Source organism: Pseudomonas sp. PDM10 (assembly GCF_014852295.1).
Classification (GTDB): Bacteria; Pseudomonadota; Gammaproteobacteria; order Pseudomonadales; family Pseudomonadaceae; genus Aquipseudomonas.
This window is the reverse complement of sequence record NZ_JACVBJ010000004.1, coordinates 1-25,637: the sequence shown is the minus strand read 5'-3', so window position 1 is coordinate 25,637 and position 25,637 is coordinate 1. Positions and strand designations below refer to the sequence as shown.

11 protein-coding genes are annotated in these 25,637 nt (G+C 60.3%); 7 read left to right on the top strand and 4 right to left on the bottom strand.

Annotated elements, in window-relative coordinates; all coding sequences use genetic code 11:
* Window positions 1–6: 6 nt before the first annotated feature.
* Genes IB252_RS14700 through IB252_RS14690 form a run of 3 tightly spaced genes read left to right on the top strand, consistent with a single transcriptional unit; the run spans window position 7 to window position 2,506 of the window.
* On the top strand, window positions 7–660 hold the full coding sequence (locus tag IB252_RS14700) for an alginate O-acetyltransferase AlgF (RefSeq protein WP_192409315.1): 654 nt from the start codon (window positions 7–9) through the stop codon (window positions 658–660).
* Complete coding sequence (locus IB252_RS14695; protein ID WP_192409314.1) at window positions 657–1,646, top strand: alginate O-acetyltransferase AlgX-related protein; 990 nt, start codon at window positions 657–659, stop codon at window positions 1,644–1,646. The genes IB252_RS14700 and IB252_RS14695 overlap by 4 nt, the downstream gene beginning before the upstream one ends.
* Window positions 1,643–2,506: a hypothetical protein gene (locus IB252_RS14690; RefSeq protein ID WP_412548170.1), complete on the top strand. Its 864-nt coding sequence runs from the start codon at window positions 1,643–1,645 to the stop codon at window positions 2,504–2,506. The genes IB252_RS14695 and IB252_RS14690 overlap by 4 nt, the downstream gene beginning before the upstream one ends.
* A gap of 19 nt (window positions 2,507–2,525) precedes the next feature.
* On the opposite strand, the gene IB252_RS14685 is transcribed toward IB252_RS14690, so the two are convergent.
* Window positions 2,526–5,135 carry an EAL domain-containing protein gene (locus IB252_RS14685; RefSeq protein ID WP_192409312.1) on the bottom strand — a complete coding sequence of 870 codons (2,610 nt, stop codon included), beginning with the start codon at window positions 5,133–5,135 and terminating at the stop codon, window positions 2,526–2,528.
* Window positions 5,136–5,535: 400 nt separating this feature from the next.
* Between IB252_RS14685 and IB252_RS14680 the strand changes: the two genes are divergently transcribed.
* Window positions 5,536–10,362 (top strand): glycosyl hydrolase family 28-related protein, encoded by a 4,827-nt coding sequence (locus IB252_RS14680; RefSeq protein ID WP_192409311.1) that lies wholly within the window; start codon window positions 5,536–5,538, stop codon window positions 10,360–10,362.
* A gap of 333 nt (window positions 10,363–10,695) precedes the next feature.
* On the opposite strand, the gene IB252_RS14675 is transcribed toward IB252_RS14680, so the two are convergent.
* Genes IB252_RS14675 through IB252_RS14665 form a run of 3 tightly spaced genes read right to left on the bottom strand, consistent with a single transcriptional unit; the run spans window position 10,696 to window position 15,114 of the window.
* On the bottom strand, window positions 10,696–12,045 hold the full coding sequence (locus IB252_RS14675) for a TolC family outer membrane protein (protein WP_192409310.1): 1,350 nt from the start codon (window positions 12,043–12,045) through the stop codon (window positions 10,696–10,698).
* Between the two features lie 2 nt (window positions 12,046–12,047).
* Window positions 12,048–13,400 carry an HlyD family type I secretion periplasmic adaptor subunit gene (locus tag IB252_RS14670; protein ID WP_192409309.1) on the bottom strand — a complete coding sequence of 451 codons (1,353 nt, stop codon included), beginning with the start codon at window positions 13,398–13,400 and terminating at the stop codon, window positions 12,048–12,050.
* Window positions 13,393–15,114: a type I secretion system permease/ATPase gene (locus IB252_RS14665; RefSeq protein WP_192409308.1), complete on the bottom strand. Its 1,722-nt coding sequence runs from the start codon at window positions 15,112–15,114 to the stop codon at window positions 13,393–13,395. The genes IB252_RS14670 and IB252_RS14665 overlap by 8 nt, the downstream gene beginning before the upstream one ends.
* Before the next feature lie 526 nt (window positions 15,115–15,640).
* Here IB252_RS14665 and IB252_RS14660 point away from each other — a divergent pair.
* The 3 genes from IB252_RS14660 to IB252_RS14650 form a co-directional block, all read left to right on the top strand.
* A complete protein-coding gene (locus tag IB252_RS14660) occupies window positions 15,641–20,245 on the top strand; it encodes a DUF5801 repeats-in-toxin domain-containing protein (protein WP_192409307.1) in 4,605 nt (1,534 codons plus the stop codon).
* A gap of 252 nt (window positions 20,246–20,497) precedes the next feature.
* The gene (locus IB252_RS14655; protein ID WP_192409306.1) at window positions 20,498–23,218 is read left to right on the top strand and encodes a DUF5801 repeats-in-toxin domain-containing protein; all 2,721 of its coding nucleotides are present in this window, start codon (window positions 20,498–20,500) and stop codon (window positions 23,216–23,218) included.
* Between the two features lie 245 nt (window positions 23,219–23,463).
* A partial coding sequence (locus IB252_RS14650) for a DUF5801 repeats-in-toxin domain-containing protein (RefSeq protein ID WP_225607452.1) occupies window positions 23,464–25,637 on the top strand: 2,174 nt, incomplete at its 3' end.

The window sequence follows — 25,637 nt, the reverse complement described above, 5'->3', positions numbered from 1 at the left end:
ACTTGCATGAACGTTCGAATGTGTTTGTGGCTAGGTCTTGGCCTGGTCCCTATGTGGGCACAGGCCGCCCCTGAAATCGCCCAGCTGTATGCGCCAAAACTGCCCGAGGGTTCCGCCTGGGTGCGAGTGGTCAATCCCGGTGATACCGCCATGCAGGTCCAGGTGGGCCAAGGCCCGGGTTTTGCCCTTGCCGCACAGACCGCAGTGGCCAGTCCCTTTCAGGTCGTGGACTCGCGACAGCCATTGCACGTGACCGTCAATGGTCGCGAGATAAAAGGCCTCAGCGCACCAAAAAATGCGTGGGTCACGCTGATTCTCGACAGCGACCCGGCACGGGCGCCACGCCTGGTCATCGACCCGCCGCTGCGCGGTAAAGACCTGCGCGCCGAACTGAATGTCTACAACCTGGCCAACGGTTGCGACAAGGCCGAGGTCAAACTCGCCAACGGTGCTCCTGTGTTCAACCAGCTGCCGTTCAACGGACAAGCCCAGCGCACGATCAACCCGGTGCAGGCGACGCTGGTCGCCAGCTGCAATGAAAATGCGAGCCTGCCGTTGAAGCTGGCGCCCTTCAAGGCCGGGGATCGTTATAGCCTGTTCCTGATCGGCTCCCGCCAGGCTCCAAGGCTAATTGGCCTTGTCGACCAGACCGCCCCATGAACCTTCAATCCAGACCCGAACGTTTTATCCGTCGATTGTCGATGCCCACCATGATCGCTGGCCTGCTGTCGAGCCTGTCAGGCACCGGCGTTCAAGCAGCCTCGGCGGTGATCACCGGCAACGATGGCTGGTTATTCCCGGCCTGGGAAAGCCTGAGCAAGGTCGACAACACCGGTACTGCCCGCAGCATTGCCCTGGTCAGGGAACTCCAGCAGCAACTTCAACGCGAACACATTGGGCTGGTCGTGCTGGTGGTGCCGATGAAAGCGCCGTTTTATGCTCAGCGCCTGCCCGTCGATCAACCCTTGAGCGTGGCCGTGATGCAGCGTTATGACCACCTGCAAAACGACTTGACCCAAGCAGGCCTGACCACGCTGAACATCAAGCCAATCCTGCACCGGACCGAGCAAGGCAAACAGACCGCGTTTTACCGCGCCGACTACCACTGGACAGCCTGGAGCGCCGAAAACACCGCAGACGCCACGGCGCAACTGATTACCGAGCGCTATCGCCTGCAAGGTGACCCCGGTGGTGGCGCGGCGCTGGGCCAATGGTTCGACAGACGCGCGTTCGGCGATCTGGCCAGTAATTTTCTGCCCGCAATCAAGCGCAAGGCGATTGGTCGCGACATCTACACCGTTCGCCATCAGGCCGAAAACGACTTGCTGATCGACGATGCGCCGGCACCGGTCCAAGTGATCGGCAACAGCTTTGTCCAGCCTTACCTGGGGTTTACGCAGAAGCTCTCAAATGCCTTGGACCGTCCCGTCGCACTGACCTGGAACCCCGGCGACGTCGGTCCGTGGGCTACGCTGCTGCAATACTTGGAGTCGGCGGATTTTGCCGAACACAAGCCGCAAGTGATCGTCTGGCAATTCAACGAGGGCCAGTTCCACCTGGGCCCTGATGCAGCAGCCAACTGGAACGCCAAAGGCGTCACCTCGCTGAGCCAATGGCATCAACGTCTCCAAAAGGCACTTCCGTGAACATTTTCGGCTACACCGCCAGTCGTGCGACCGTTGCGGCCCTGTTGTTTGCCGTCACCGTCGGCGCAGGCACCAGCATGCTCTACGTGACGAAGACCAAGGCCCTGGCCCCGGGGCTTGTCGGCATCGTCTGGCAGCCGGACAACAAGACCGTCGGTATCAGCGGACACTGGGAAAAACTGGGAGCGCGTGAGCTGCTGGTGCAATGGACAGTTGTCGACGATCAGGCCTTCGTTCCCGGTACTGGCCTGCCCGCCGTACCGGTGCTGCCCGATTGGGCGCGCATCGCCAAGGCACCCTGGGCGCAGGATGTGATCCTGGGACTGGCGGGTTATTTCAGCGAGAACCGCTCACGGGACAACATCGAACAGCTGGCCGCCGTCTCGGAACGGATCGCCAAATTGCCTACGCCGTTACACGTGACCGGCTGGTATTTCCCGGCTGAAGTCGACCCCAGCTGGACCCGTGCCAAAGAACTGCCCGCGCTGCTGGCCAAGCTGCCGCGACCGTTGTGGATCAGCGTTTATGACGGTGCCAATATCGGCCCCGTCGCCACCGCCGAATGGCTCAAGCAATGGCTGCCGGATGACATCGGCGTGTTCTTCCAGGACGGTGTCGGCGTGTACGCCCGCACGGCACCGGTCGCGCGAACCTACGCCGACGCGCTGAGCCAGCGCCTGGGCAAAGATCGTGTGCGGATCATCGTTGAAGCCTTCCGCCCCAACTTTGGTGGCGGCTTCCGCTCTGCGACCGCTGCCGAGCTCAAGCCGCAACTGGCGGCCTATGACGGATATCCGCTCTACCTGTTCGACGGGCCGCACTACGTGACGCCAGAGTTGGTCGAGCAACTGGTGCAGTAAAGCGTGCGCCGCTGACGTGTCAACTTTCAGCGAAAGCGCTTTCGGCCAGCGTTCGCAGCCCTGAATGCTTCGCGTGGACGCCAATCAAGTGTCCAATCGCCTGCGCATCCATAGGCCGGCTCAAGAAATACCCTTGAACCTCATCGCACCGGGCATCCTGCAAGGCCTGAAGTTGCTCGATCGTTTCCACCCCCTCCGCCGTGACTGTCAGCGACAGTGCCCTGCCCAGCCCGACGATGGCCTCGATAATCGACTGATCGTCACCGCTGGCGGCCAGCCCGGAGATAAAGCTGCGATCGATCTTCAACCCGTCGAAAGGAAATGAACGCAGGTAGCTCAATGACGAGTACCCAGTGCCGAAATCGTCCATTGCCAGGCGCACACCCAAGGCTTTCAAGTCGTGCATGATCTGCAGTGCGCCCTTGGCGTCGTCGAGCATGACATTCTCCGTCAGTTCCAATTCCAGCCGGGCTGGATTCAAACCGGTCTGCGTTAACACCGCCTGAACCCTGGACACCAACTGCCCACGCTGAAACTCTGTCGGCGACAGGTTCACCGAGACAAAGAGCTCTTCGGGCCAGGTCGACGCGGCCCTGCAAGCGGTGTCCAGTACCCAGTTGCTCAGCGGCAGAATCAACCCGGTTTCTTCCGCAATGGGAATGAAAACGTCGGGCGACAACAGCCCTCTCACCGGGTGCTCCCAGCGTACCAGCGCTTCGGCACCGGCCATGACCCTGCCGGCAATCTGATAGCGCGGCTGAAAGTGCAGACGCAACTCATCATGTTTGATCGCGTGACGCAGATCGCTTTCCAACTGACGCCGATCGAGAATTCGAGCATTCATGTCGCCCGCGTAAAAACGCCAGGTGTTGCGTCCAGCATCCTTGGCTTCATACAGCGCGATGTCGGCATAGCGCAGCAACTCGTCGGCCAGGGTGGCGTCAGCCGGTGCCATGGCAATGCCGATGCTGGCACTGATAAACACCTCATGCTCATCAATCTGGAACGGCTGTTCGATGCAATCGATCAAGCGCTGGCACAGGTGCTCTACCTCATCCTGAGAAACCATATTCGCCACCACCAGCACAAACTCATCGCCACCGATTCGCGCGACCAGGTCGTCGGAGCGCAAGCACTGCCCTAGTCTTTTGGAGACCTCGTTGAGCACCTGATCGCCTGCGGCATGCCCGAGCAAATCATTCACCGGTTTGAAGCGATCCAGGTCGACGCTGAGCATGACCAACGGATCACTCAGGGTCGGCGCAGCCTTGAGTTTGCCATCGAGGAATTCCTGCATACGGGCGCGATTCGCCAGGCCCGTCAGCGCATCGTGTTGCGACAGGTATTCGATCCGTCGGCGGGCCGCCACTTCTTCGGTGATATCGCTGGCCGTGCCGCGATAGCCCAGCCCCTCCATTTCTCGCACGGAAAGACGGAAAATCCTGGCTTGCCCGTCCCCTGACAGATAACTGCATTGCAAGATGGCGTTGGCCCGTCGCGAGTGGTTTTTCAACCACTGGGAAAGTGGGCCCTGATCAGACACCAGCAAGTCATCGATAGGACGACCAAGGCACTCGGCCCTGCGCAGTCCCGTCACGGTTTCGAAACGCTCTGACAGGTAGGTGAAGCGCAACCCGGTATCGATTTCCCAAATCCAGTCGGAGGACGCCTCGGCGACATCACGAAACCGCGCCTCACTGGCCGCCAACGCCGTTCGACTGACCTGCAGGGAGGTGTAACTGGCATCCATCACTTGCGCAGCTGCCGTGGTACGGCGCTGAAAAAGCCAGGTCATCAGTCCGATAATCAACCCCGCGATACCGATCAGCGGCAACACCACGATCATCAACCGATGCCCCGGTTGCGCCGGTGTCCACTGCAGGGTGCCCGCCGTACCGCTTTCCCCCAGGCGCAAAAACGATGTGCCGAGCGCTGCACTATCACCTGGGGCCACGCGCAATTGAGCAATCCCGAAATCACTGGCCATGGTGCTCAATCGGGCAGCATCGAGCCTGGAGACGAACAACAGTATTGAGGCTGGCCTGTCATCCGTTTCGACCTGGAGGTTGGTGCCAGGCGTCAGGGGCGCGGCAGCGACCAACACCGGGGTGCCGTCAACATCGAGAAACGCCTTGATGGGTGTTTCGCCTTCGACATCAATGCGTGCACGTTCGATGAGCGCGGTGATGGGTTGTTTCAGCCAGTCTTCAGCGGTGACCGATACCAGCTGCCCATTGATGACCGAGTACACCGTACGATCGGTCGGATCGATCACAAACACACCCTCAAACCCGAAGTCCTTAAACAGCGACGAGCCGGCATTCTGGCGGACAAATGCCCAGTCGATATCCACCTTCCTGTGCAGGTGCTCATAGGCATCGCCCCAGAATGCGTAGTCCTTGATCGTCAAAAGAACCGACTTCTCCAGGGACTGCACGGTCTTTTCCGCATAGAAGCGACTGCGGCGCTCGGCGTCCTGGTTTTGCTCGAAGGCGATGTAAACAATCAAGGTGCTGGCCAACAGGAAGATCGATAACAACAGACAAGAGAAGGCCATCAAAGACATGCGGGTCAGGGAAAGATTGGAGGTTTGCTTCTGCGGCAGACGGGCAAGTGGCTTGCTTTTCATAGGGCTTCCAGGCGGTACAACGACTACAGGCCTTATCGGCCCGACTGTCGATGCCTTGACCCGCTATCGCCTTCAACCGCTCAACGGTCGGGTCTTGCGAGACAAGCCAACCCTGAAGCTTCAGTCCACTTTTTCTGACTCTGTTTGCGGCGGCCGGGCTTTCGAGCGCGACGCCAGTAATCGCGGAACCTGTGGGAGCGGGATTGTTCGCTAGCTGAATGAGCGTCAACAGAACGTTGTTTTCTCGAAATACCGCATAACCACTGATCAGTTTGTTCGGTTTTTTGACACCTCCCCGATGTGCGGTCACAACTTTTGCGCTCCGCTAGGTCATAACACGGTGGCTGTCGATGGAATATTGGCATCTTTCGAGGTTTTAGGCTGATACGGAGATAAGCTCATGATTTTTAACGTACAAAATTTTGGCGCCAAAGGAGATGGCATCACCGACGACACGGCGGCGATACAAAGTGCCATTGATGCAGCGGCAGCCGCAGGTGGGGGGCAGGTGTATATGCCGACCGGAACTTATATCGTTTCGGGAGGTGTGGAACCCTCCGACGGCTGCCTGATGCTCAAGAGCAACGTCTACCTGTACGGCGATGGCATGGGCGCAACCACTGTCAAAGTGGCTGACGGCTCCGACACCAAGATCACGGGGGTCATCCGCTCCGCCTATGGCGAGGAAACCCATGACTTTGGCGTCAGCAACCTCACCATCGACGGCAACCGTGATCACACTACGGGCAAGATCGACGGTTGGTTCAACGGCTACATTCCCGGCCAGGCAGGCTACGACTCCAACGTCACTCTCGACAGCGTCGAGATCAAGGATTGCTCCGGGTACGGTTTCGACCCCCACGAGCAGACCGTCAACATGGTCATCAAGAACAGCGTGTCCCACGGCAATGGCCTGGACGGCTTCGTTGCTGACTTCCTCAGCGACAGCACCTTCGAAAACAACGTCGCCTACGACAATGACCGCCACGGTTTCAACGTCGTTACCAGCACCCACGACTTCACCATGACCAACAACGTCGCCTACGACAACGGCGGCAATGGCATCGTGGTGCAGCGCGGCAGCGAGGATATTCCCTCCCCCAGCAACATCACCATCACCGGTGGCGAGGTGTACGGCAACGGCGCCGAAGGGGTGCTGATCAAAATGTCCAGTGAGGTGACGGTCAGCGGCGTCGATATCCACGACAACACCAGCGCCGGGATCCGCATCTATGGCAGCAACCACGTCGAGATCATCGACAACACGCTCAGCAACAACTCCCTGGGCAACCCCGTACCGGAAATCATCATCCAGTCCTACAACGACACCCTGGGCGTGTCCGGCAAGTACTTCAACGGCAGCGATAACACGATCCAGGGCAACATCATCACCGGCAGCAATCTGTCGACCTACGGTGTTGCGGAGCGCAATGAAGACGGCACCGATCGCAACGCCATCATCGGCAACACCATCAGCCACACCAGCAACGGTGCCACGCTGGTCTATGGCGACGGCAGCTACGTCAGTGCCACGGTGCCGATGACCACCGTGCAAGGTACGGCTGGCAACGACACCCTGCTGGGCGGTGCCGCCAGCGAGATTTTCTATGGCGTTGGCGGCAACGACACCATCAATGGCGGTGCTGGTGGCGACATTCTGGTGGGCGGCGCGGGCATCGACAAACTCACCGGCGGTACCGGTGCCGATACGTTCCGGTTCGTCGCTCAGTCCGACAGTTACCGCAACGCAACCGCAAGCTTCGATGACACCATCACCGACTTCGACGTCACCCAGGACAAGATCGACCTCGCCGGCCTCGGTTTCACCGGCCTGGGCAATGGCCGTGGCGGCACCCTGCAGGTCAGCTACAGCGCCAGCAACGACCGCACCTACATCAAGGACTACGATGCCGACGCCAGCGGCAATCGCTTCGAGTTGATTCTCTCGGGCAACCTGGCCAGCACCCTGACCGCCAGCAATTTCATCTTCAATCGTGTGATCACCGGCACCACCGGCAGCGACTCGCTTTTGGGTAGCGACTCGGCCGACACCCTGCTCGGCCTGGCGGGCAACGACAGCCTCAATGGCGGCGCGGGTGACGACAAGCTCGACGGCGGTGCCGGCATGGACTCCCTCACCGGCGGCACTGGCGCGGACATCTTTGCGTTCTCCAATCGCCTGGACAGTTACCGCAACTACAACACCGGCGGTGCCAATCTTAGCGACGTGATCACCGATTTCGATATCACCGCCGACAAGATCGACCTCTCGGCCATTGGATTCACCGGCCTGGGGGATGGTAAGAACAACACCGTGTACGTGGTGCTCAACAGTACCGGCACCAAGACTTACATCAAGTCCCTGACCGCCGACGCCAATGGCAACCGCTTCGAAGTGACACTGGACGGCAACTACCTCAACAAGCTGACCAGTGCCAATTTCGTCTTCGCCACGTCGCCAACGGTCAACCATGCGCCGGTGGTGGCAACGGCGTTGCTGGATCAGAACGCGACCGAAAACACCCCGTTCAACTACGCGGTGCCGGCCACCAGTTTTACCGATCCGGATAACGACAGCCTCAGCTACACCGCGACCCTGGCCGATGGCAGCGCCCTGCCCGCCTGGCTGAGCTTCAATGCCACCAACCTGACCTTCACCGGTACGCCGACCAGCACCGCCTCCGGCAATTACAACGTGCTGGTCAAAGCCACGGACCCGGCCGGTGCATCGGTCAGTGACAGCTTCGCCCTGGCGGTGGCCGATGCGCCCGCCAACACCATCACCGGCACTAACAACGCCGAAACCCTCAATGGCACAGCGGGTGCAGACCTGATCCTCGGCCTCGGTGGCAACGACACCATCAAGGCCGGCACCGGCGCGGACATCGTCGATGGCGGCGCCGGACGTGATTCGATGTACGGTGGCGACGGTGCCGACACCTTCCGCTACACCAACGTACTCGACAGCTACCGCGACTACGACACCGGCGGTGTCACGGCCACCGACACGATTTATGATTTCACCGTTGGCGTCGACAAGATCGATGTCTCGGGCCTTGGCATTCTCGGCCTCGGCGATGGCAGCAATGGCACGTTGTACATGACCCTCAACGCGGCCGGCGACAAGACTTACATCAAATCCGCCGAGACCGACGCCGATGGCAATCGCTTCGAAATCGCCCTCAGCGGCAACTACCTCAATACCCTGACCGCCAGTGATTTCGTGTTCGGCGAGCGCGCCCAGCAGGACATCCTCTACCTGCCCACCCTAGGCCAATCCAACGCACGCCTGCTGCGCATGACGGAGGACGACAATCAGTCCGGCACCTCCATGCTGGTCAACGACCTGGACCGCTACACCACCTATGACGTGCGCAGCCAGTTCAACGACGCCGATGGCAACGGCATCGACATCGCGGTGGGCGGCAGCACGGTCACTGGCCTGTCGACACTCAGCGCCGAGGAACTCAAGTTGTGCTGGTGGCTGACCGACACCAACCAACCCGGGCCTGCGCTGTTGCGCGCCGTGACGCTGCTGCGGGACCAGCTCACCGAACTGCAATCCATAGACAACGTCACCATGGGCATCATTTGGGGCCAGGGCGAGGAAGCTGCCCAGGAGATCGGCCGCGCCACGGACAAAGCAGCGGCAGCAGCGGCCTACAAGGCCGCGACCCTGAAGGTGTTTGATTACCTGCATACCCAGTTCGGCAGCTTCAGCGTGTACCTGATGGAAACCGGTCACTACGAGCAGGACGCGGCGCGTATCCGTGGTTATTCGGAGGAGAAGATTGCCTCCATCGTCGAGGGGGTTGGCTATGTCCGCGCCGTCCAGGAAGCCATCGCTGCCGAGCGTGCCGACGTCAAGCTGGCGGTGGACTACACCGACCTCCCCTTGCGCCACGAAGTCGATCCGCAGGCGTATCCCGACGACGTCTGGCACCTGCACGAGGAGTCAGCGGAGATCGTCGGCCAGCGCCTGGCCGACTACATTGCCGGTGATCTCGGCTTCCAGGGCAACCCTAACGACAACAACAGCGTGCAGGACATTTTCGACAACGCTCATAACATGATTTCCGGCACCGACCAGGCCGATACCCTGGTGGGCACTTTGGGCAACGACACGATCGATGGTCACCTGGGCGCCGACACCATGACCGGTGGCGATGGCAACGACATCTATGTGGTCGATAACGCGTCCGACCGCGTCGTGGAAACCAACACCTCGACCTCGCAGATCGATACGGTGCAGGCCTCGGTCAGCTGGACCCTGGGTGCCAATCTCGAGAACCTGGTGCTCACCGGCACGTCGGACATCAACGGTACCGGCAATGAGCGGCAAAATTTCATCACCGGCAATGCCGCCAATAACGTGCTCAATGGTGCTGCAGGGGCCGACAGCATGAGCGGCGGCGATGGCAACGACACCTACTATGTCGACAACGCCGACGACATCGTGATCGAGACCAACAGCAATGCAGTGCCTGGAGGGATCGACAGCGTGCACAGCAGCCTGGCGGCCCATACTCTCGCCAACAACGTCGAGCGTCTGTATATCGATAGCACGGGCGCCGCCAATGGCACGGGCAACGCGCTGGACAACACGCTGTTCGCCGGAGCCGGCAACAACGTGCTGGACGGACGCGATGGCAACGACACAGTGTCTTTTGAACGCGCCCTGTCCGGGGTTACCGTAAACCTCTCGACGTCAGCGCAACAAAACACCGTGGGCTCCGGGCTCGACACCTTGAAATTTTTCGAAAACCTGACGGGAAGCGCCTACGCCGACAGTCTGTCGGGCAACAGCGCCGCGAACGTTCTGAACGGTGGTGCGGGCAACGATACGTTGGTGGGTGGTTCGGGCGATGACCGGCTGATCGGCGGTGCAGGCACCGACAACCTCACCGGCGGCACTGGCGCGGACACTTACGCGTTTGGTGCGTTGTCGGACATGGGCGTCGGGGCTTTGCGCGATGTGGTCAACGGTTTCAAGACCACCGAGGGTGATCATCTGGACTTCACCGGCCTGGACGCCAACCCGCTGACCGCCAATATCGACGCCTTCACGTTCATCGGCAGCAACGCCTTCGACCCCGCCAACGCCACCGGCCAACTGCGCTTTGCCGATGGCATTCTCTCCGGCAGTGTCAACGCCGACGCCACCCCCGAGTTCGAATTCGAACTGGTGGGCGTCAAGGAGCTGCACGCCAGCGACTTTACAGCCTGACGTTGTGGGAGCGAGCCTGCTCGCGATGACGGCGGCACATTCAGCATTGATGCAAGCTGATCCACCGCTATCGCGAGCAGGCTCACTCCCACAAGGGACTTGCAGTGCCACAAAAATCCAAGACAACCGCAGATCAAATGTGGGAGCGAGCCTGCTCGCGATGACGGCGGCACATTCAGCATTGCTGCAGGCTGACCCACCGCTATCGCGAGCAGGCTCACTCCCACAGGGGACTGGCAGTGCCACAAAAATCGAGGACAACCACAGATCAAATGTGTGTGGGCCTGCTCGCCACATAGGCATCAGTCTTGAACCTGGTCGCGACCCCGCGGCTCAGAACAGGTTCTGCACCTGCTCCAGGACGCCGCGGCTCATCTGGCCGGTGTGGGTGTGCAGGCTGACATAGCTTTGCAGCATGTCGAGTTTGGTGTTGAGCAGGTCGCGGCGGGCCTGGAACACCCGCTGCTGTGCATCAAGAATATCCACCGTGGAACGCACTCCACCCTGAAAGCCTTTTTCCGTCGAGGTCAGGGCCCGCTGATTGGACTCCACCGCCCGCTGCATCGCCTTGCTCTTGGTGAACCCGGCCACGACGCCCAGATAATCGGCTTCGATGTCCTCGGCCAACTGTTGACGCTGCACATCGTAGTCGGACTGGGCACCGGCCAATTGCGCTTCGGCCTTCGCCACCGAGGCGCGTACCGCCCCGCCGCGATACAACGGAATATCCAGCTGCACCCCCACGTAATAGCTGTCCTGGCGCGGATCGAGTTCCTGGTACTGACGGGTTTCCCGGCGGGTTAGCTGGGTGGTCAGCGACAAGGTCGGATAATGCCCGGCGCGCTGACTGTCGGCTTGCGCCTCGGCAACTTTCACCGCTGCCAGCCGGGCTGCCAGCTCGGGGCTGGCGTCACGGGCAACCGCCGTCCAGTACGGCAAATCCTGCTCCGGCGGGATCGGGCTACCGGCGGCGAGTTCTTCGCGCATCGGCTGGATGTCATCGATGGGCACGCTGGCGCGACCGGACAATGCCCGCAACGCGGCCACGCGGCGGGCCTGGGCTTCAGTCTCCTGGGCTTCGACGAGATCGAGCCGCGCCTGGGCCTCATCAATATCGGTGATCGCACCTTGGCCGCCCTGATAAAGCTTTTTGCTCTGCGTCACCAATCCACTGATGGCAGCCTTTTGCTGGTTGATCAACTTGATCTCGTTTTCAGCCCGAGCGACGTCGAAGTAGCCTTTGGCGACCCGGTCGTACAGGGTCTGGCCGGCAACGTCGAATAGCTGGTTACCCAACTGCCCCCGCGCCTTGCCTTCCTGATACGCCGCCCAGCGTCCCTTGTCATAGAGCGGTTGTTGCGCCGCCAGAGTGACGTTGTTTGCCTGGTAATCATTACTGTTGACGTAGCTGCGGTCGTCGCCGCCATCGATACGCCCACCGTAGCCGTAGCGCGACGTCAACGACACTTGCGGATAGAGGCCCCCGCGGCCAATCGCCTCCTCCTGCTTCGAAGCATCAAAGGCATGGGTCGCTGATTGCACGGTCGGGTCATTGGCGCGCGAGGCGTCGTACGCCGCGGTCAGGCTCAGGCCTTTTTCGGCGGCCCATACGGGATTGATCGCGGCCCAACTGATATACAAACCCAGCAACGCACGGGAGCGATAGCGACAACGGTCGGTCATGCTCATTCCTCTTTGAAGGCTGCAAGCAAGCGTTCACGCAAAGGTTTCATCAGGTAATTCATCAAGGTGCGCTCCCCCGTCACCACCGTGACATCGGCGAGCATGCCGGGGCGCACTAGCAGGCCGGCGGCCTGGAGCGAGGCGACGGTGTCAGCGGGGATTTCGACCTTGGCGGAAAAGTACGGCTGGTGCGTCTGTTCATTGATCAACTGGTCCGCCGACACCGTAGTCACCGTACCGGTGACCGTCGGCGTATCCACCCGTTGCAGCGCGGTGAAATGCACATGCACCGGCAGCCCCGGGCGCAACTTATTGGCCATCAGCGGCTCGAAACGCGCGGTGATCGCCATCGGCGCATCCAGTGGCACCACCTGCATCAGGGTTTGGCCGGCCTGCGCAACGCCCCCGACCGTATGAAGGCTCACGTCCATGACCTGCCCGGACACCGGCGCACGGATCGCACCGTTGTCGACTTCAAACTGCAAGGCACGAATCTGATCGGCATAACCTGCCGCCTCGGCAGAAACCTCGCTGAGCTGGGTTTCGGCATCGCGGCGAAATTCCTGCTGCGCCTGCAAGGCCTTGAGGCGACTTTCGTTGATCGCCTGGCGGGTCCTGCCCACATCGCCCACCCCGGAAGCAATCTGCCCGGCCAATTGCGCTGCGTTGCGTTCGGCCTCGAAAAGTTTATTGCGCGGAACGTAGCCTTCACGGGCCAAATCACGCAGGCCTTCCAGCTCCTGCTGCTGGAAGCGCATCTGCGTGTCGTAGTTGCGCTTGACGCCTTCGTAGCCGAGCAATTGCTGCTGCAATGCCACGGCTTCGTGTTCGATGATCTGCAAGCGGCTGCCCAGCTCTGCGCGGCGAGTCAGAAACAACTGGCTCTGCAAGGCCATGGCGGCCTTGACCCGCGGCTCATCGGCATGTTCCAGCAGTTCAGCGGGCCATTGGATCTCGGCCGAGCCCAGGCGCTCGGCAATCAACCGCGCTTCGACGCTGCGATCGTTGAGCAACTTGCCCAGGGTCACGTCCCGTTGCGATTGCGCCTGCACCGTATTGAGCTGCACCAGCAACTGCCCCTGGCTGACGCGGTCGCCATCGCTGACCAGCAGCTTTTCCACCACCCCACCGACCAACGACTGCACAGCCTTGCGTTCGCCCGCCACCACCACGGTGCCGCTGCCCACGACCCCTTGGTCGAGCGGCGCCAGGCAGGCCCAGAGCAGGAAGCCGCCCAGCGTCAGGACCAGGAAACCCACACCATAGCGTGCCGCGCCTCCGGCGTCGGTACTGGCGCAGGGCAATGTTGTGGCGCTGCGCACGCTCAGCCTCTGCTCAGGGGTCAGATCATGCATCTTCGCCAGTCTCCTTGACCGCGGCCGGTCTTGGCCCCGGCATCAATGCCTTGAGCACCTGGTCCCGTGAACCGAATGCTTGTTGAGTGCCGTCCTTGAGCACCAGGATGTAATCGACCACGGCCAGCACATTAGGCCGGTGGGTAATCAGCACCACGGTGCTGCCAGCAGCCTTGATCGCACTGATGGCCTGCACCAGTGCCAGCTCTCCGGCTTCATCGAGGTTTGAGTTGGGCTCATCGAGCACAATCAGCGACGGGCGCCCATAGAGTGCACGAGCCAGCCCGAGGCGTTGCTTTTGTCCACCGGACAAGCCAAGCCCGCCGGGGCCCAGAGGTGTGTCGTAACCCTTGGGGAACCTCAGGATCATCTCGTGAATGCCGGCGTGACGCCCGGCGGCGATGATCTTGTCGGCATCCTGCTCGCCGAAGCGGGCAATGTTGTCGGCCACACTGCCGTCGAACAGCTCGATGTCCTGGGGCAGGTATCCAAGGTGCGGGCCCAGGGCGTCGTGGGACCATTGACTGATCTCGGCGTCGTCCAGGCGCACCGAACCGCCCAACGCCGGCCATACCCCGACCATCGCCCTGGCCAGGGTTGATTTACCACTGGCGCTGGGGCCGACGACGGCGAGCACATCACCTTTGGCCAGGCTGAAATTGATGCCACGCAGGATCGGTTGCGAGGCGCCGGGCGGGCCGACATACAACTGCTCCAAACGCACTGCGCCGGTGGGCGGTGGCAAAGGCATTCGCAGACGCTCGCGCGGATGCTCGGCCAGCAGTTGGCTCAGGCGCTGGTAGCTCTGGCGGCCGGAGTTGAATTGCTTCCACGAGCCAATGGCGATTTCCACGGGTGCCAGGGCACGCCCCAGCAGCAGCGACATCGCAATCATCATGCCCGCCGACAATTGGCCTTCAAGCACCAGCAACGCCCCCAGGCCCAGAGCCAGAGACTGTCCGGAGATGCGCACGAAACGGGTCATCGAAGTGATACGCGCGCCGCGGTCGCTGGCATGGGCCTGGGCAGCAATGATGCGTTGCTGCAGCAGGCTCCAACGCTGGCGCAACGGCCCGAGCATGCCCAGGGCCTGGATGACTTCGGCATTGTGTAACGTGCTGTTTACATAGATCGACGACTGCACGCCCAGGCGATTGGCTTCGCCCAAACGCGTGCGAGTCGCCAACTCGCCCCACAGCGCCAGACCGATCAGCACCAGGGCCAGAACCAGCGTCAGCACGCCGAACCAAGGATGAAAGATGAACGCCACCAGCAGGAAAATTGGCAACCACGGCGCATCGAGCAAGGCGATCAGGCCCTGGCCGGTGATCAACTGCCGCAACGTCGCCAGATCGGTGAGCACCTGCGCCGGGTTGGCGTTGTGCTCGCGCAGACTGCGGGCGAAGGCGGCGTCGAAAATCCGCTCGCCCAAGGCATCGTCCAGACCCGCGCTCATGCGAATCATCACCTCACCGCGTACCCACTCGATCAGGGCGCTGAACATGAACAGTCCCAAGGCGATCAAGGTGAGCATGAACAAGGTGGTTTCGTTGCGACTGGTGAGGACCCGGTCGTACACCTGCATCATGTAGAGCGACGGCACCAGCACCAGCAGGTTGATCACCCCACTGAACAGGGCCAGCGACCAGAACACCCGGCGATAGCTTAATAAAGCGGCATCAATGTCATGACGCGGATCGAGAAGCAAACCCATAGAGTGTCGCCCGCAAAAGAAATAGTCGGTCCAAGACGCAATCCATCGCTGGTTTTTTGCCCTAAGGCTTTAGAGAAAACACTAAACGCAACCTGATGTGCCGCTATCAGAGACGATCCTCGTCGCTACAGGCGCCATTTACTGACCGCGCAACCACGGGTTAGTGCCGGTTCGACGGGCGGGGTTTGCATGTGGGTGACGGGCGGGAATGTTGCACAGCAAATGGACGAGCGCTTCGGCAAGCAGGACGTCGTGTACCTCCGTCAAAAAAAGCTGCCCCCGACCCGGCCGCCTCAGCCGGCTCAAATTCTGCTGGACGCACTGGAGGTTAAAGCCCGGGCGGTTTTGAGCACCGGTAGTACGTCCTCATCCCGTTGCTCCTCTTCCAAGTAGTCTGAAACTCCCACCCCGCTTGGGAGTATCGGCCGATGCGCAATCCCCGGCGCTTACACATAGTTGCAAGCCATAGCAGTACAAAGTCTACGGTCAGGCCTCGATGGCCCTACTAGTTGCTCTGGAGAAAATCATGGCTAATCAAAAGAAAAACTCATCGCTAACAAGTAACCAGGCCGATAACACCGGTGCCGTTCCGTTACCCATCAGCCATGACGTCAACGCAAGCGACGCCCCCCCATATACTCCGACCGTCACCACCAACCTGAGCGACTACGCGCCTGGTAGCACCGCCACCATTACCACTAGCGGCTTCGCCGCCGGCAGCACAGTGAAGCTCGAAGTGGAGCACGCCACCGGCGCCGGCGCGGATAACCTATGGGGTACGCCCGACGACGTGCTCGATACCGACACCGGCGAGGGACACGAGCCCTGGTATGTGACCGACGGCGGTGCCGGCGATCTTGACGGCCAAGTCAACGGCAGCGTCACGACCTCGTGGTACGTGAATCCAGACGACTCGGCTGGTGCGACGTTTCTGCTCACCGCAACCTCTTCGGGTGACGATCGTGTGTTCGGTACGAGTGACGACACAGTGGCGACAACGTCATTTACGGACAGCGGTCTAAGCGTCGTGGCCACCAGCGCGAACGTTACGCTGGACGAAACGGCCGGGTTGCAGAACGCCGCCGCCACGCCAAGCCCTGCGGGAGACGCTGACGACAACGACATTCTGGTGACCTCCCTGCCCTCGACCTTCTCTACCCGTTTGACTGCACTGGGTGCCGGTACCGCAACGGGTGCAGCGTTGAGTGGCTATACCGGTGCCGTGGGCAACACGGGCAGCAATGCGTTCACCGTCACCGCTGACCCCGGAGCCAGCATTACCAATATCAGCTTCGTCGACAGCACTGGTGCACCGCTCAATGGCCTGGACAGTGGACTGGATACCCTCAATGGCACCAGCATCTTTCTCTATACGGATGCGGACAACGACAACATCGTTCTGGGCCGAGCCGGTGGCTCGACCGGCGCGATCGTGTTCGCGGCCTATATCGAAGAAACCGGATCGCCGGTTTCGGGCGGCAAGATCTGGACCGTGGAGTATCAACCGCTTAAGCATCCAGATACTACGAACGCCGATGACTCGCTCAATCTGCTGAATAAGGTGTTCATCGGAGCCAGTCAGGACCTGGAGTTCAGTCTGGCCGGTGTGCCCTCCGGTGCGAACCTGTTCCTGATGTTCACGAAGGCGAACCCGACAGTGGTCGATGTCGCGGGTGTCTTGCGGATCACGGATCCCACCATCATAGCCACCGGTAAGGACCCCGCAGACGAGTCAAGCGGCGCCAATATCAACACTGGCGACACGATCATCACCAGCCAGGCGGCCAACCCGACCACCTTCGGCACCAACAACCAGATGATTACGGAACAGGAAGGCATCCGTTTTTCATTCGTCACGGGTGCCAGGCAGGATGTGACCATTCCCAACCTGAGTCCGACCGAAGCAGATGTTGAGTCCAACATCGACTTTACCGACGTCTTCAATGCGAAGATGGCCAGTTTCGACGTCGTGCAGTTGCAAAGCGGCAAGAGTGCCGTGGTAAAAGTCAGTGCATTCACTACCGCTGCTGAACCTGGCGTGAACTTCATCAACGGCTATGCGGGTGATACGTCAATTGCCATCACCAATGTTCGCGTCTTCAATAGCGCCGGGGTGGTGATCGAGAATTCAAACGGATCGGTGAATGATCCGGCCATTGGTATCACCTTATCCGGTGGGGTTGCTACCATCACCGGCGTTTTGGCCGGGTACCAGATTGAATACACCACAGCGTCGGATCACAACCGCGTGCTCGTCGAGAACGGGGCAGCCCTCGACGCCAAGGGTAATAACCACGCCGATTTTGATGTGGGTGGCTTCACATTGGTCCAAGCCTCTATTTCGAAAACTGAAATCGGCTCCAAGATGCTGTTCGAGGACGACGGGCCGAGCATCAGCACCACCGGCACCGAGCCGACGCTGACAGTGGACGAGACAGTCCTGGCGACCAATGCCACGCAGAACTTTGCCGCCAACTTCACCTCGGCGTTTGGCGCCGATGGCGCGGGCACGCTGACCTATGCGCTCGGCGTGGTGGCGGGAGCCTCCGGGCTGGTGGACACGGCCACGAATGAGGCAGTGAACCTGTCGCTCAACGGCACAGTGGTGGAAGGACGTACGGCCACGACCAACCTGTTGGTGTTCACGGTCAGCGTGGCCGCCAATGGCGACGTCACGCTCGACCAGATACGCGCGGTGGTGCATCCCGATGCCAGCAATCCCGATGATTCGAAGAGCCTGACGGCGGACAACCTAGTGACGCTGACGGCGACCAAGACCGATGGGGATGGCGACAGCGCCCAGGCGGCCCTCAACATCGGCCAGAACCTGGTGTTCAAGGACGACGGACCGAGCGTCAGCACCACCGGTACCGAGCCGACACTGACGGTGGACGAGACCGTCCTGGCGACCAACGCCACGCAGAACTTTGCCGCCAACTTCAACTCATCGTTTGGCGCCGATGGGGCCGGCACGCTGACCTATGCACTGGGCGTGGTGGCGGGTGCCTCCGGACTGGTGGACACGGCCACGAATGAGGCAGTGAACCTGTCGCTCAACGGCACAGTGGTGGAAGGCCGTACGGCCACGACCAACCTGTTGGTGTTCACGGTCAGCGTGGCCGCCAATGGCGATGTCACGCTCGATCAGCTCCGCGCGGTGGTGCATCCCAACACCACCAATCCCGATGATTCGAAGAGCCTGACGGCGGACAATCTGGTGACGCTGACAGCGACCATAACCGACAAGGACGGCGACAGTGCCCAGACGACGCTCAACATCGGGTCGAACCTGGTGTTCAAGGACGACGGGCCAAGCATCAGCACCACTGGCACCGAGCCAACGCTGACGGTGGACGAGACCGTCCTGGCGACCAACGACACCAAGAACTTTGCCGCCAACTTCAGCTCGGCGTTTGGCGCTGATGGTGCCGGCACGCTGACCTATGCACTGGGCGTGGTGGCGGGTGCCTCCGGGCTGGTGGACACGGCCTCGGGCCAGGCAGTGAACCTGTCACTCAACGGTGGCGTGGTGGAAGGCCGCACGGCCACCTCCAACCTGCTGGTGTTCACGGCCACCGTGGCCGCCAATGGCGACGTCACGCTCGACCAGCTCCGCGCGGTGGTGCATCCCGACGCCAGCAATCCCGATGATTCGAAGACTCTGTCGGCGGACAATCTGATAACGCTGACGGCAACCAAGACCGATAGAGACGGTGACAGCGCCCAGGCGACGCTCAACATCGGCCAGAACCTGGTGTTCGAGGACGATGGCCCATCACTTGCGTTCGGCAACCTGATCGGCACCGGTAGCGTCCTGCCGCAATACGGGTTCTGGGATAATTCGGCCGGCGCCGACGGGTTGGGTGCGGCTGGTCTGGATATCTCGGTGAATAGCCAGTTCACCCTCGTAAGGCCAGACAACACGACCACCACCGGGACCGCCACGCTCACCGAGCAGTCGCCCTCTCCGGATGGCAACGGCGCGTACCACTTCGCAGGGCAGTTGACCGGCGATTTCGACAACAATACCTCCACGGCGAATACCAGCGTCGACTACACGCTGACAGCCTATGCCAATGGCAGCTATACGCTGGATTTGGTGCAAGGCTTCAGTTCGACGATCGTCCAAAGCACTAACGACGGCTCGCTCGGTGCCGGCGGCCCGGATCCCGTGCGCACATTGTTAATCCCGGCGCAGGATCCGCCGACTATCCCTTCGCCATCTGAGGAGATTGTCTTTTTTGGTGTTAACGCGACCACTAGCTCAAGTGACATATTTTCCGCCATCGGACTGGGAGCGCACGACCTCACCGAAACGCAAATAGAAGCCGGCGGGTTTGCATTCATCGGCACCGCGAACATGAACGTCAGCACCTCCGGCATCGGCATTGCCAACAACAACCTGGATGGCAACGGGACGGCAGGCATCAATGCCGGTGACGAGAGTTTCGTCATCAATCCCGAGACCTTGTTGACGGGCATGAAAGTCTTCATCGACAACTCGGTGCAGGGGTACAACCCGGCAACGGAGGAGCTGTACTACAAGATCTTCTACGATGACGGCACGACTTCGGCTCAGACGAAGGTGCTTGCCGCTGATCTGACCTCGGAGGCTGGAGGAAAGACGTCCTTCGTCATCGATACAGCGGACCCGAAACTCATTGATGCGGTTCAACTCACGATGGGCCTGGGGGTGATCAAGATCCCGACGATCGAGTTTATTCAGGAAACCGAGAACCTGGCCAGCGATGTCAAGCTGACGTTCAACGCGACGCTGACGGACAAGGATGGGGACTCGGCATCAAGTTCGTTTGACGCCAACCTGTTCGCCAATGACGCGGCCAACGCCCTCTTCGACTACACGCTGGTAGGCACGGGCGGTGAACGTGATGCCTTCAACGTCGATTTGTCATTCGCTGAGAACCAATACCAGGTTACCGGCTTCGATGCGGGCGCCAACCTGCGAGACACCCTGGTGCTCAACGGCGATCAGAACTCCGTTGTCCAATCGATCGACATCTCCGGCGCAGACAGCATCGTGACGATTGCCGAAACTGGCGGACAAATCACGACCATCACCTTGGTCGGGGTCGATCTTCTGAGTACCGACATTGTTCATGGCAGTGCCTGATACAGCGAGCGCGTGAAAGGATGCGAGGGTGGCGCAAACCACCCTCGCTTTTTTTGCACTTCCAATAGGCGATCCGCACGGATCGCTTCAACCTGCTCACCCTGCGGCAGGCCATCGACAGGGACGACTAGGCTGAAACTCCCATCCCGTTTGGGAGAATCGGCCGATGCGCAATCTCCAGCGCTTATCCATAGTTGCGGGCAATGGTCAACGGTCAGGCCTCGATGACCGCAGTTGCCCTGGAGAAAGATCATGGCTATTGGAATCACCGGCGTGAACGTTTCGCTGGACGAAACGGCCGGATTGCAGAACGCCACCGCCACGCCAACCCCACCGGGAGACGCTGACGACAACGACATTCTGGTGGTGTCCCTGCCCTCGGACTTCTCTACCCGTTTGACCGCACTTGCGGCAGGTACCGCAACGGGTGCGGCCTTGAGTGGCTACACCGGCGCCGTGGGCGACACTGGCAGCAATGCATTCACTCTCACCGACGCGTCCGGCATTACCGATATCAGCTTCGTCGACAGCGCTGGCGCACCGCTTGATGGCGCGGACAGTGGACTGTTTACCCTTGATGGCACCAGCATCCTTCTCTATACCGATACAGAGAACAACAATATCGTTCTGGGCCGAGCCGGGAGCGCAACTGGCGCGATCGTGTTCGCGGCCTACATTGAAGAAACCGGATCGCCGGTTTCGGGCGGCAAGATCTGGACCGTGGAGTACCAACCGCTCCAGCATCCAGATGCTACGAACCCCGATGATTCGCTCAATCTGCTGGATAAGGTATTCGTCGGAACCAGTCAGAACCTGGAGTTCAGTCTGGCCGGTGCGCCCTCCGGTCAGAACCTGTTCCTGATGTTCACGACGGAGAACCCGACAGTTGTCGATGTCGGTGGTGTTTTGCGGATCACGGATCCCACCATCATCGCCACCGGCAAGGATCCGGCGAATCAGTCAAACGGCGTCAATATAAACACTGGCGACACGATCAACACCAGCCAGGCAGGTGGCCCGACCACCTTCGGCACCAACAGCCAGATGATTACGGAACAGGAAGGCATTCGTTATTCGTTCGTCACCGGCGCCAGGCAGGATGTGACCATTCCCAACCTGGATCAAACCGAAGCAGATGTTGAAGCCAACATCGACTTTACCGACGTCGTCAATGCGAAGAAGGCCAATTTCGACATCGTACAGTTGCAAAGCGGCAAGAGTGCGGTGGTAAAAATCAGCGCATTCAGCACTACTGCTGAATCTGGCGTGAATTTCATCGACGGCTATACGAACGATACGTCGGTTGCTATTACCAATGTGGTCGTCACCAACATCAGCACTGGGCTGGTGGTCGAGAATTCAGACGGATCAGTGAATGATCCCGCTATTACCATCAGTTTTGATGTTAATGGGGTTGCAACCATCACCGGCGTTAAAGCCGGCTACCAGATTGAATACACCACAACGGCTGACCACAACCGCGTGCTCATCGAGAACGGAGCGGCCCTCGATGCCAAGGGCAATACCCACGCCGATTTTGACATCGGTGGTTTCACACTGCTCCAAACCGCTGTTACGACCGCCGAAATCGGCTCCAAGATGATCTTCGAAGATGACGGCCCTGCACTCGCCTTTGGCAACCTGATCGGCACCGGTAGCGTTCTGCCACAAACCGGGTACTGGAGTCATTCGGCCGGCGCCGACGGACTGGATGCGAACGGTCTGGATATCTCGTTGGTGAATGACCAGTTCACCCTCGTCAGGCCAGACAACACGACCACCACCGGGACCGGCACGCTCACCGAGCAGTCACCCTCACCGGACGGCAATGGCGCGTACCATTTTGCAGGGACGTTGACCGGTGATTTCGACAACAACGCCGCAACCGCGGATACCAGCGTCGACTACACGCTGACCGCCTATGCCAATGGCAGCTATACACTGGATCTGGTGCAAGGCTTCAGTTCGACGGTCGTGCTCAGCACTGCCGATGGCTCTCTCGCTGCCGGCGGTCCGGACCCAGTGCGCACCTTGTTAATTCCGAAGACGAATGACCCGACTATTCCTTCGGCTTCCGAGGAGGTTGTGTTCTTTTCCGCGAAGGCGCTTGCGTCGACTTCGGACATCCTGACCGGTATTGGGCTTGGAGCATCCGACCCCACCGAAGCCCAGCTACAAACCAACCCCCTGCCCTCGTACATCGACCCCAGGGCCATGAACGTCAGCACGTCCGGTATCGGCGTCGCCAATAACGTCCTCCAGGGAGACAATCTGGTGGCAATCGGCGCTACCGATGAAAGTTTCGTCATCAATCCCGAGACCCTGCTGACGGGAATGAAGGTTTTCATCGACAACTCCGTGGCGGGTTACAACACAGCGACCGAGGACCTGTACTACAGGATCTACTACGAGGACGGCTCGACTTCGAACCTCACCGAGGTGAATACCCTGACTCCAGAGGCAGGCGGACAGGTGTCCTTCCTCATTGAGCAAGAAGGCTCGCTGCTGATCGACGCTGTTCAGCTCACGATGGGCCGAGGCGACATCAAGATCCCGGTGATCCAGTTCATTCAGGAGACCGAGAGCCTGGCCAGCGATATCCAGCTGTCGTTCAACGCGACGGTAACGGACAGGGATGGGGACTCGGCGACGAGTACGTTCGACGCCAACCTGTTCGCCAACGACTTGACCGGCACCTTCGACTACACGCTGGTAGGCACGGGCGGTGAGCGGGATGCCTTCAACGTCGACTTGTCATTCACCGAGAACCAGTACCAGGTCACCGGCTTCGATGCAGATGCAAATCTGCGAGACACGCTGGTGCTCAACGGCGATCAGAACGCCGGTGTCCAGATCGACACAAGCGGCGCAGACAGCATCGTGACGGTTACCGAAACGGGCGGACAGGTCACGACCATCACCTTGGTGGGGGTCGATCTTCTGACTAGCGACATCGTTATTGGCAGCGTCTGAGGCGTCGCGCGTGTGAAAGGATGCGAGGGTGGCACAAACCACCCTCGCATTTTTGCAGTTCCAATAGGACATCCCCACGCTCGCATCAACCTGGGCACCCTGCGACAAACTACCGACGAGGACACTAGGCCGAAACTCCCACCCCGTTTGGGAGTATCGGCCAATGTGCAATTCCGGGCGCTTGGTCATAGTTGTAGAGGTCAATGATCAGACCTCAATGACCGCAATTGCTCGGGAGAACAATCATGGCTATTGCAATCACCGGCGAGGACGTTGTACTGGACGAGACGGCCGGGTTACAGAACGCCACCGCCACGCCAACCCCTGCAGGAGACGCTGACGACAACGACATTCTGGTGGCATCCCTGCCCGCATCCTTTTCTACCCGCTTGACCGCACTTGGAGCCGGTACCGCAACGGGTGCGGCCCTGAGTGGCTATACCGGTGCCGCGGGCAACACGGGCACCAATGCGTTCACCTTCACCGGCGGAGGAAGCATTACCGATATCCGCTTCGTCGACAGCGCTGGCGCCCCCCTCAATGGCGTGGACAGCGGACTGGACACCCTTGATGGCACCAGCATCTTTCTCTATACGGACACAAACAACAACATCCTTCTGGGCCGAGCCGGGGGCGCAGATGGCGCGATCGTGTTCGCTGCCTACATTGAAGAAACCGGATCGCCGGTCACCGGCGGCAAGATCTGGACAGTGGAATACCAACCGCTCAAGCATCCAGATGCTACTAACCCCGATGATTCGCTCAATCTGCTGGATAAGGTTTTCATCGGCGCCACTCAGGACCTGGATTTCAGTCTGGCCAATGCCCCTTCCGGTCAGAACCTGTTCCTGATGTTCACGAAATTGAACCCGGCAACTGAAACTGTCGGTGGTGTCGTGCGGATCACGGATCCCACCATCATCGCCACCGGGAAAGACCCCGCAGACCAGTCAAGCGGTGCCAATATAAATACTGGCGACACAATCAATACCAGCCAGGGAGGTGGCCCGACCACCATCGGCACCAACAACCAGATGATTACGGAACAGGAAGGCATCCGCTTTTCGTTCGTCACAGGCGCCAGGCAGGATGTGACCGTTCCCAACCTTAGTCAGACCGAAGCAGATGTTGAGTCCAACATCGACTTTACCGCCGTCTACAATACGACCTCGGCCAATTTCGACGTCGTGCAACTGCAAAGCGGCAAGAGTGCTGTGGTAAAAATCAGCGCATTCAGCACTGCTGCTGAACCTGGCGTGAATTTCATCAACGGCTATGCGAACGATACGCCGGTTGCCATCACCAACGTTCGTGTCATCAACAACAGCACCGGGCTGGTGATCGAGAATTCAGACGGAACAGTGAATGATCCGGCGATTACCATCAGCTTTTCTGCCGCCGGGGTTGCAACCATCACAGGCGTCTTGGCCGGTTACCAGATTGAATACACCACAACCTCGGATCACAACCGCGTACTCATCGAGAACGGGGCGGCCCTCGACGCCAGGGGCAATAACCACGCCGATTTTGATATCGGCGGCTTCACGCTGACCAAGGCTTCTACTTCGATCGCCGAAATCGGCTCCAAGATGGTATTCGAGGACGACGGCCCGAGCATCAGCGCCACCGGCACGGAGCCAATACTGACGGTAGACGAAACGGTGTTGACGACCGACGCCACCCAGAGCTTTACCGCCAACTTCAGCTCGGCGTTTGGCGCTGATGGTGCCGGCACCCTGACCTATGCACTGGGCATGACGGCCGGTGCTTCGGGACTGACCGACACGGCCACCGGCGAAGCGGTCAACCTGTCGCTCAACGGCGGTGTAGTCGAAGGCCGTACGGCCACCACCAACCTGCTGGTGTTCACGGTCAGCGTCGCCGCCAACGGTGACGTCACCCTCGATCAGCTGCGCGCCGTGGTGCATCCCGATGCCACCAATCCCGATGATGCGACGAGCCTGAGCTCGGACGATCTGGTCACCCTGACAGCAACCATCACCGACAAGGACGGCGACAGTGCCCAGGCGACCCTCAACATCGGCCAGAACCTGGTGTTCGAGGACGATGGACCGAGCATCAGCACCACCGGCACCGAGCCCATACTGACGGTAGACGAAACGGTACTGGCGACCGACGCCACCCAGAGCTTTACCGCCAACTTCAGCTCGGCGTTTGGCGCTGATGGCGCCGGCACGTTGACCTATGCGCTGGGCATGACGGCCGGTGCTTCGGGGCTGACCGACACGGCCACCGGCGAGGCAGTCAACCTGTCGCTCAACGGCGGTGTAGTCGAAGGCCGTACGGCCACCACCAACCTGCTGGTGTTCACGGTCAGCGTCGCCGCCAACGGTGACGTCACCCTCGACCAGCTGCGCGCCGTGGTGCATCCCGATGCCACCAATCCCGATGACGCGAC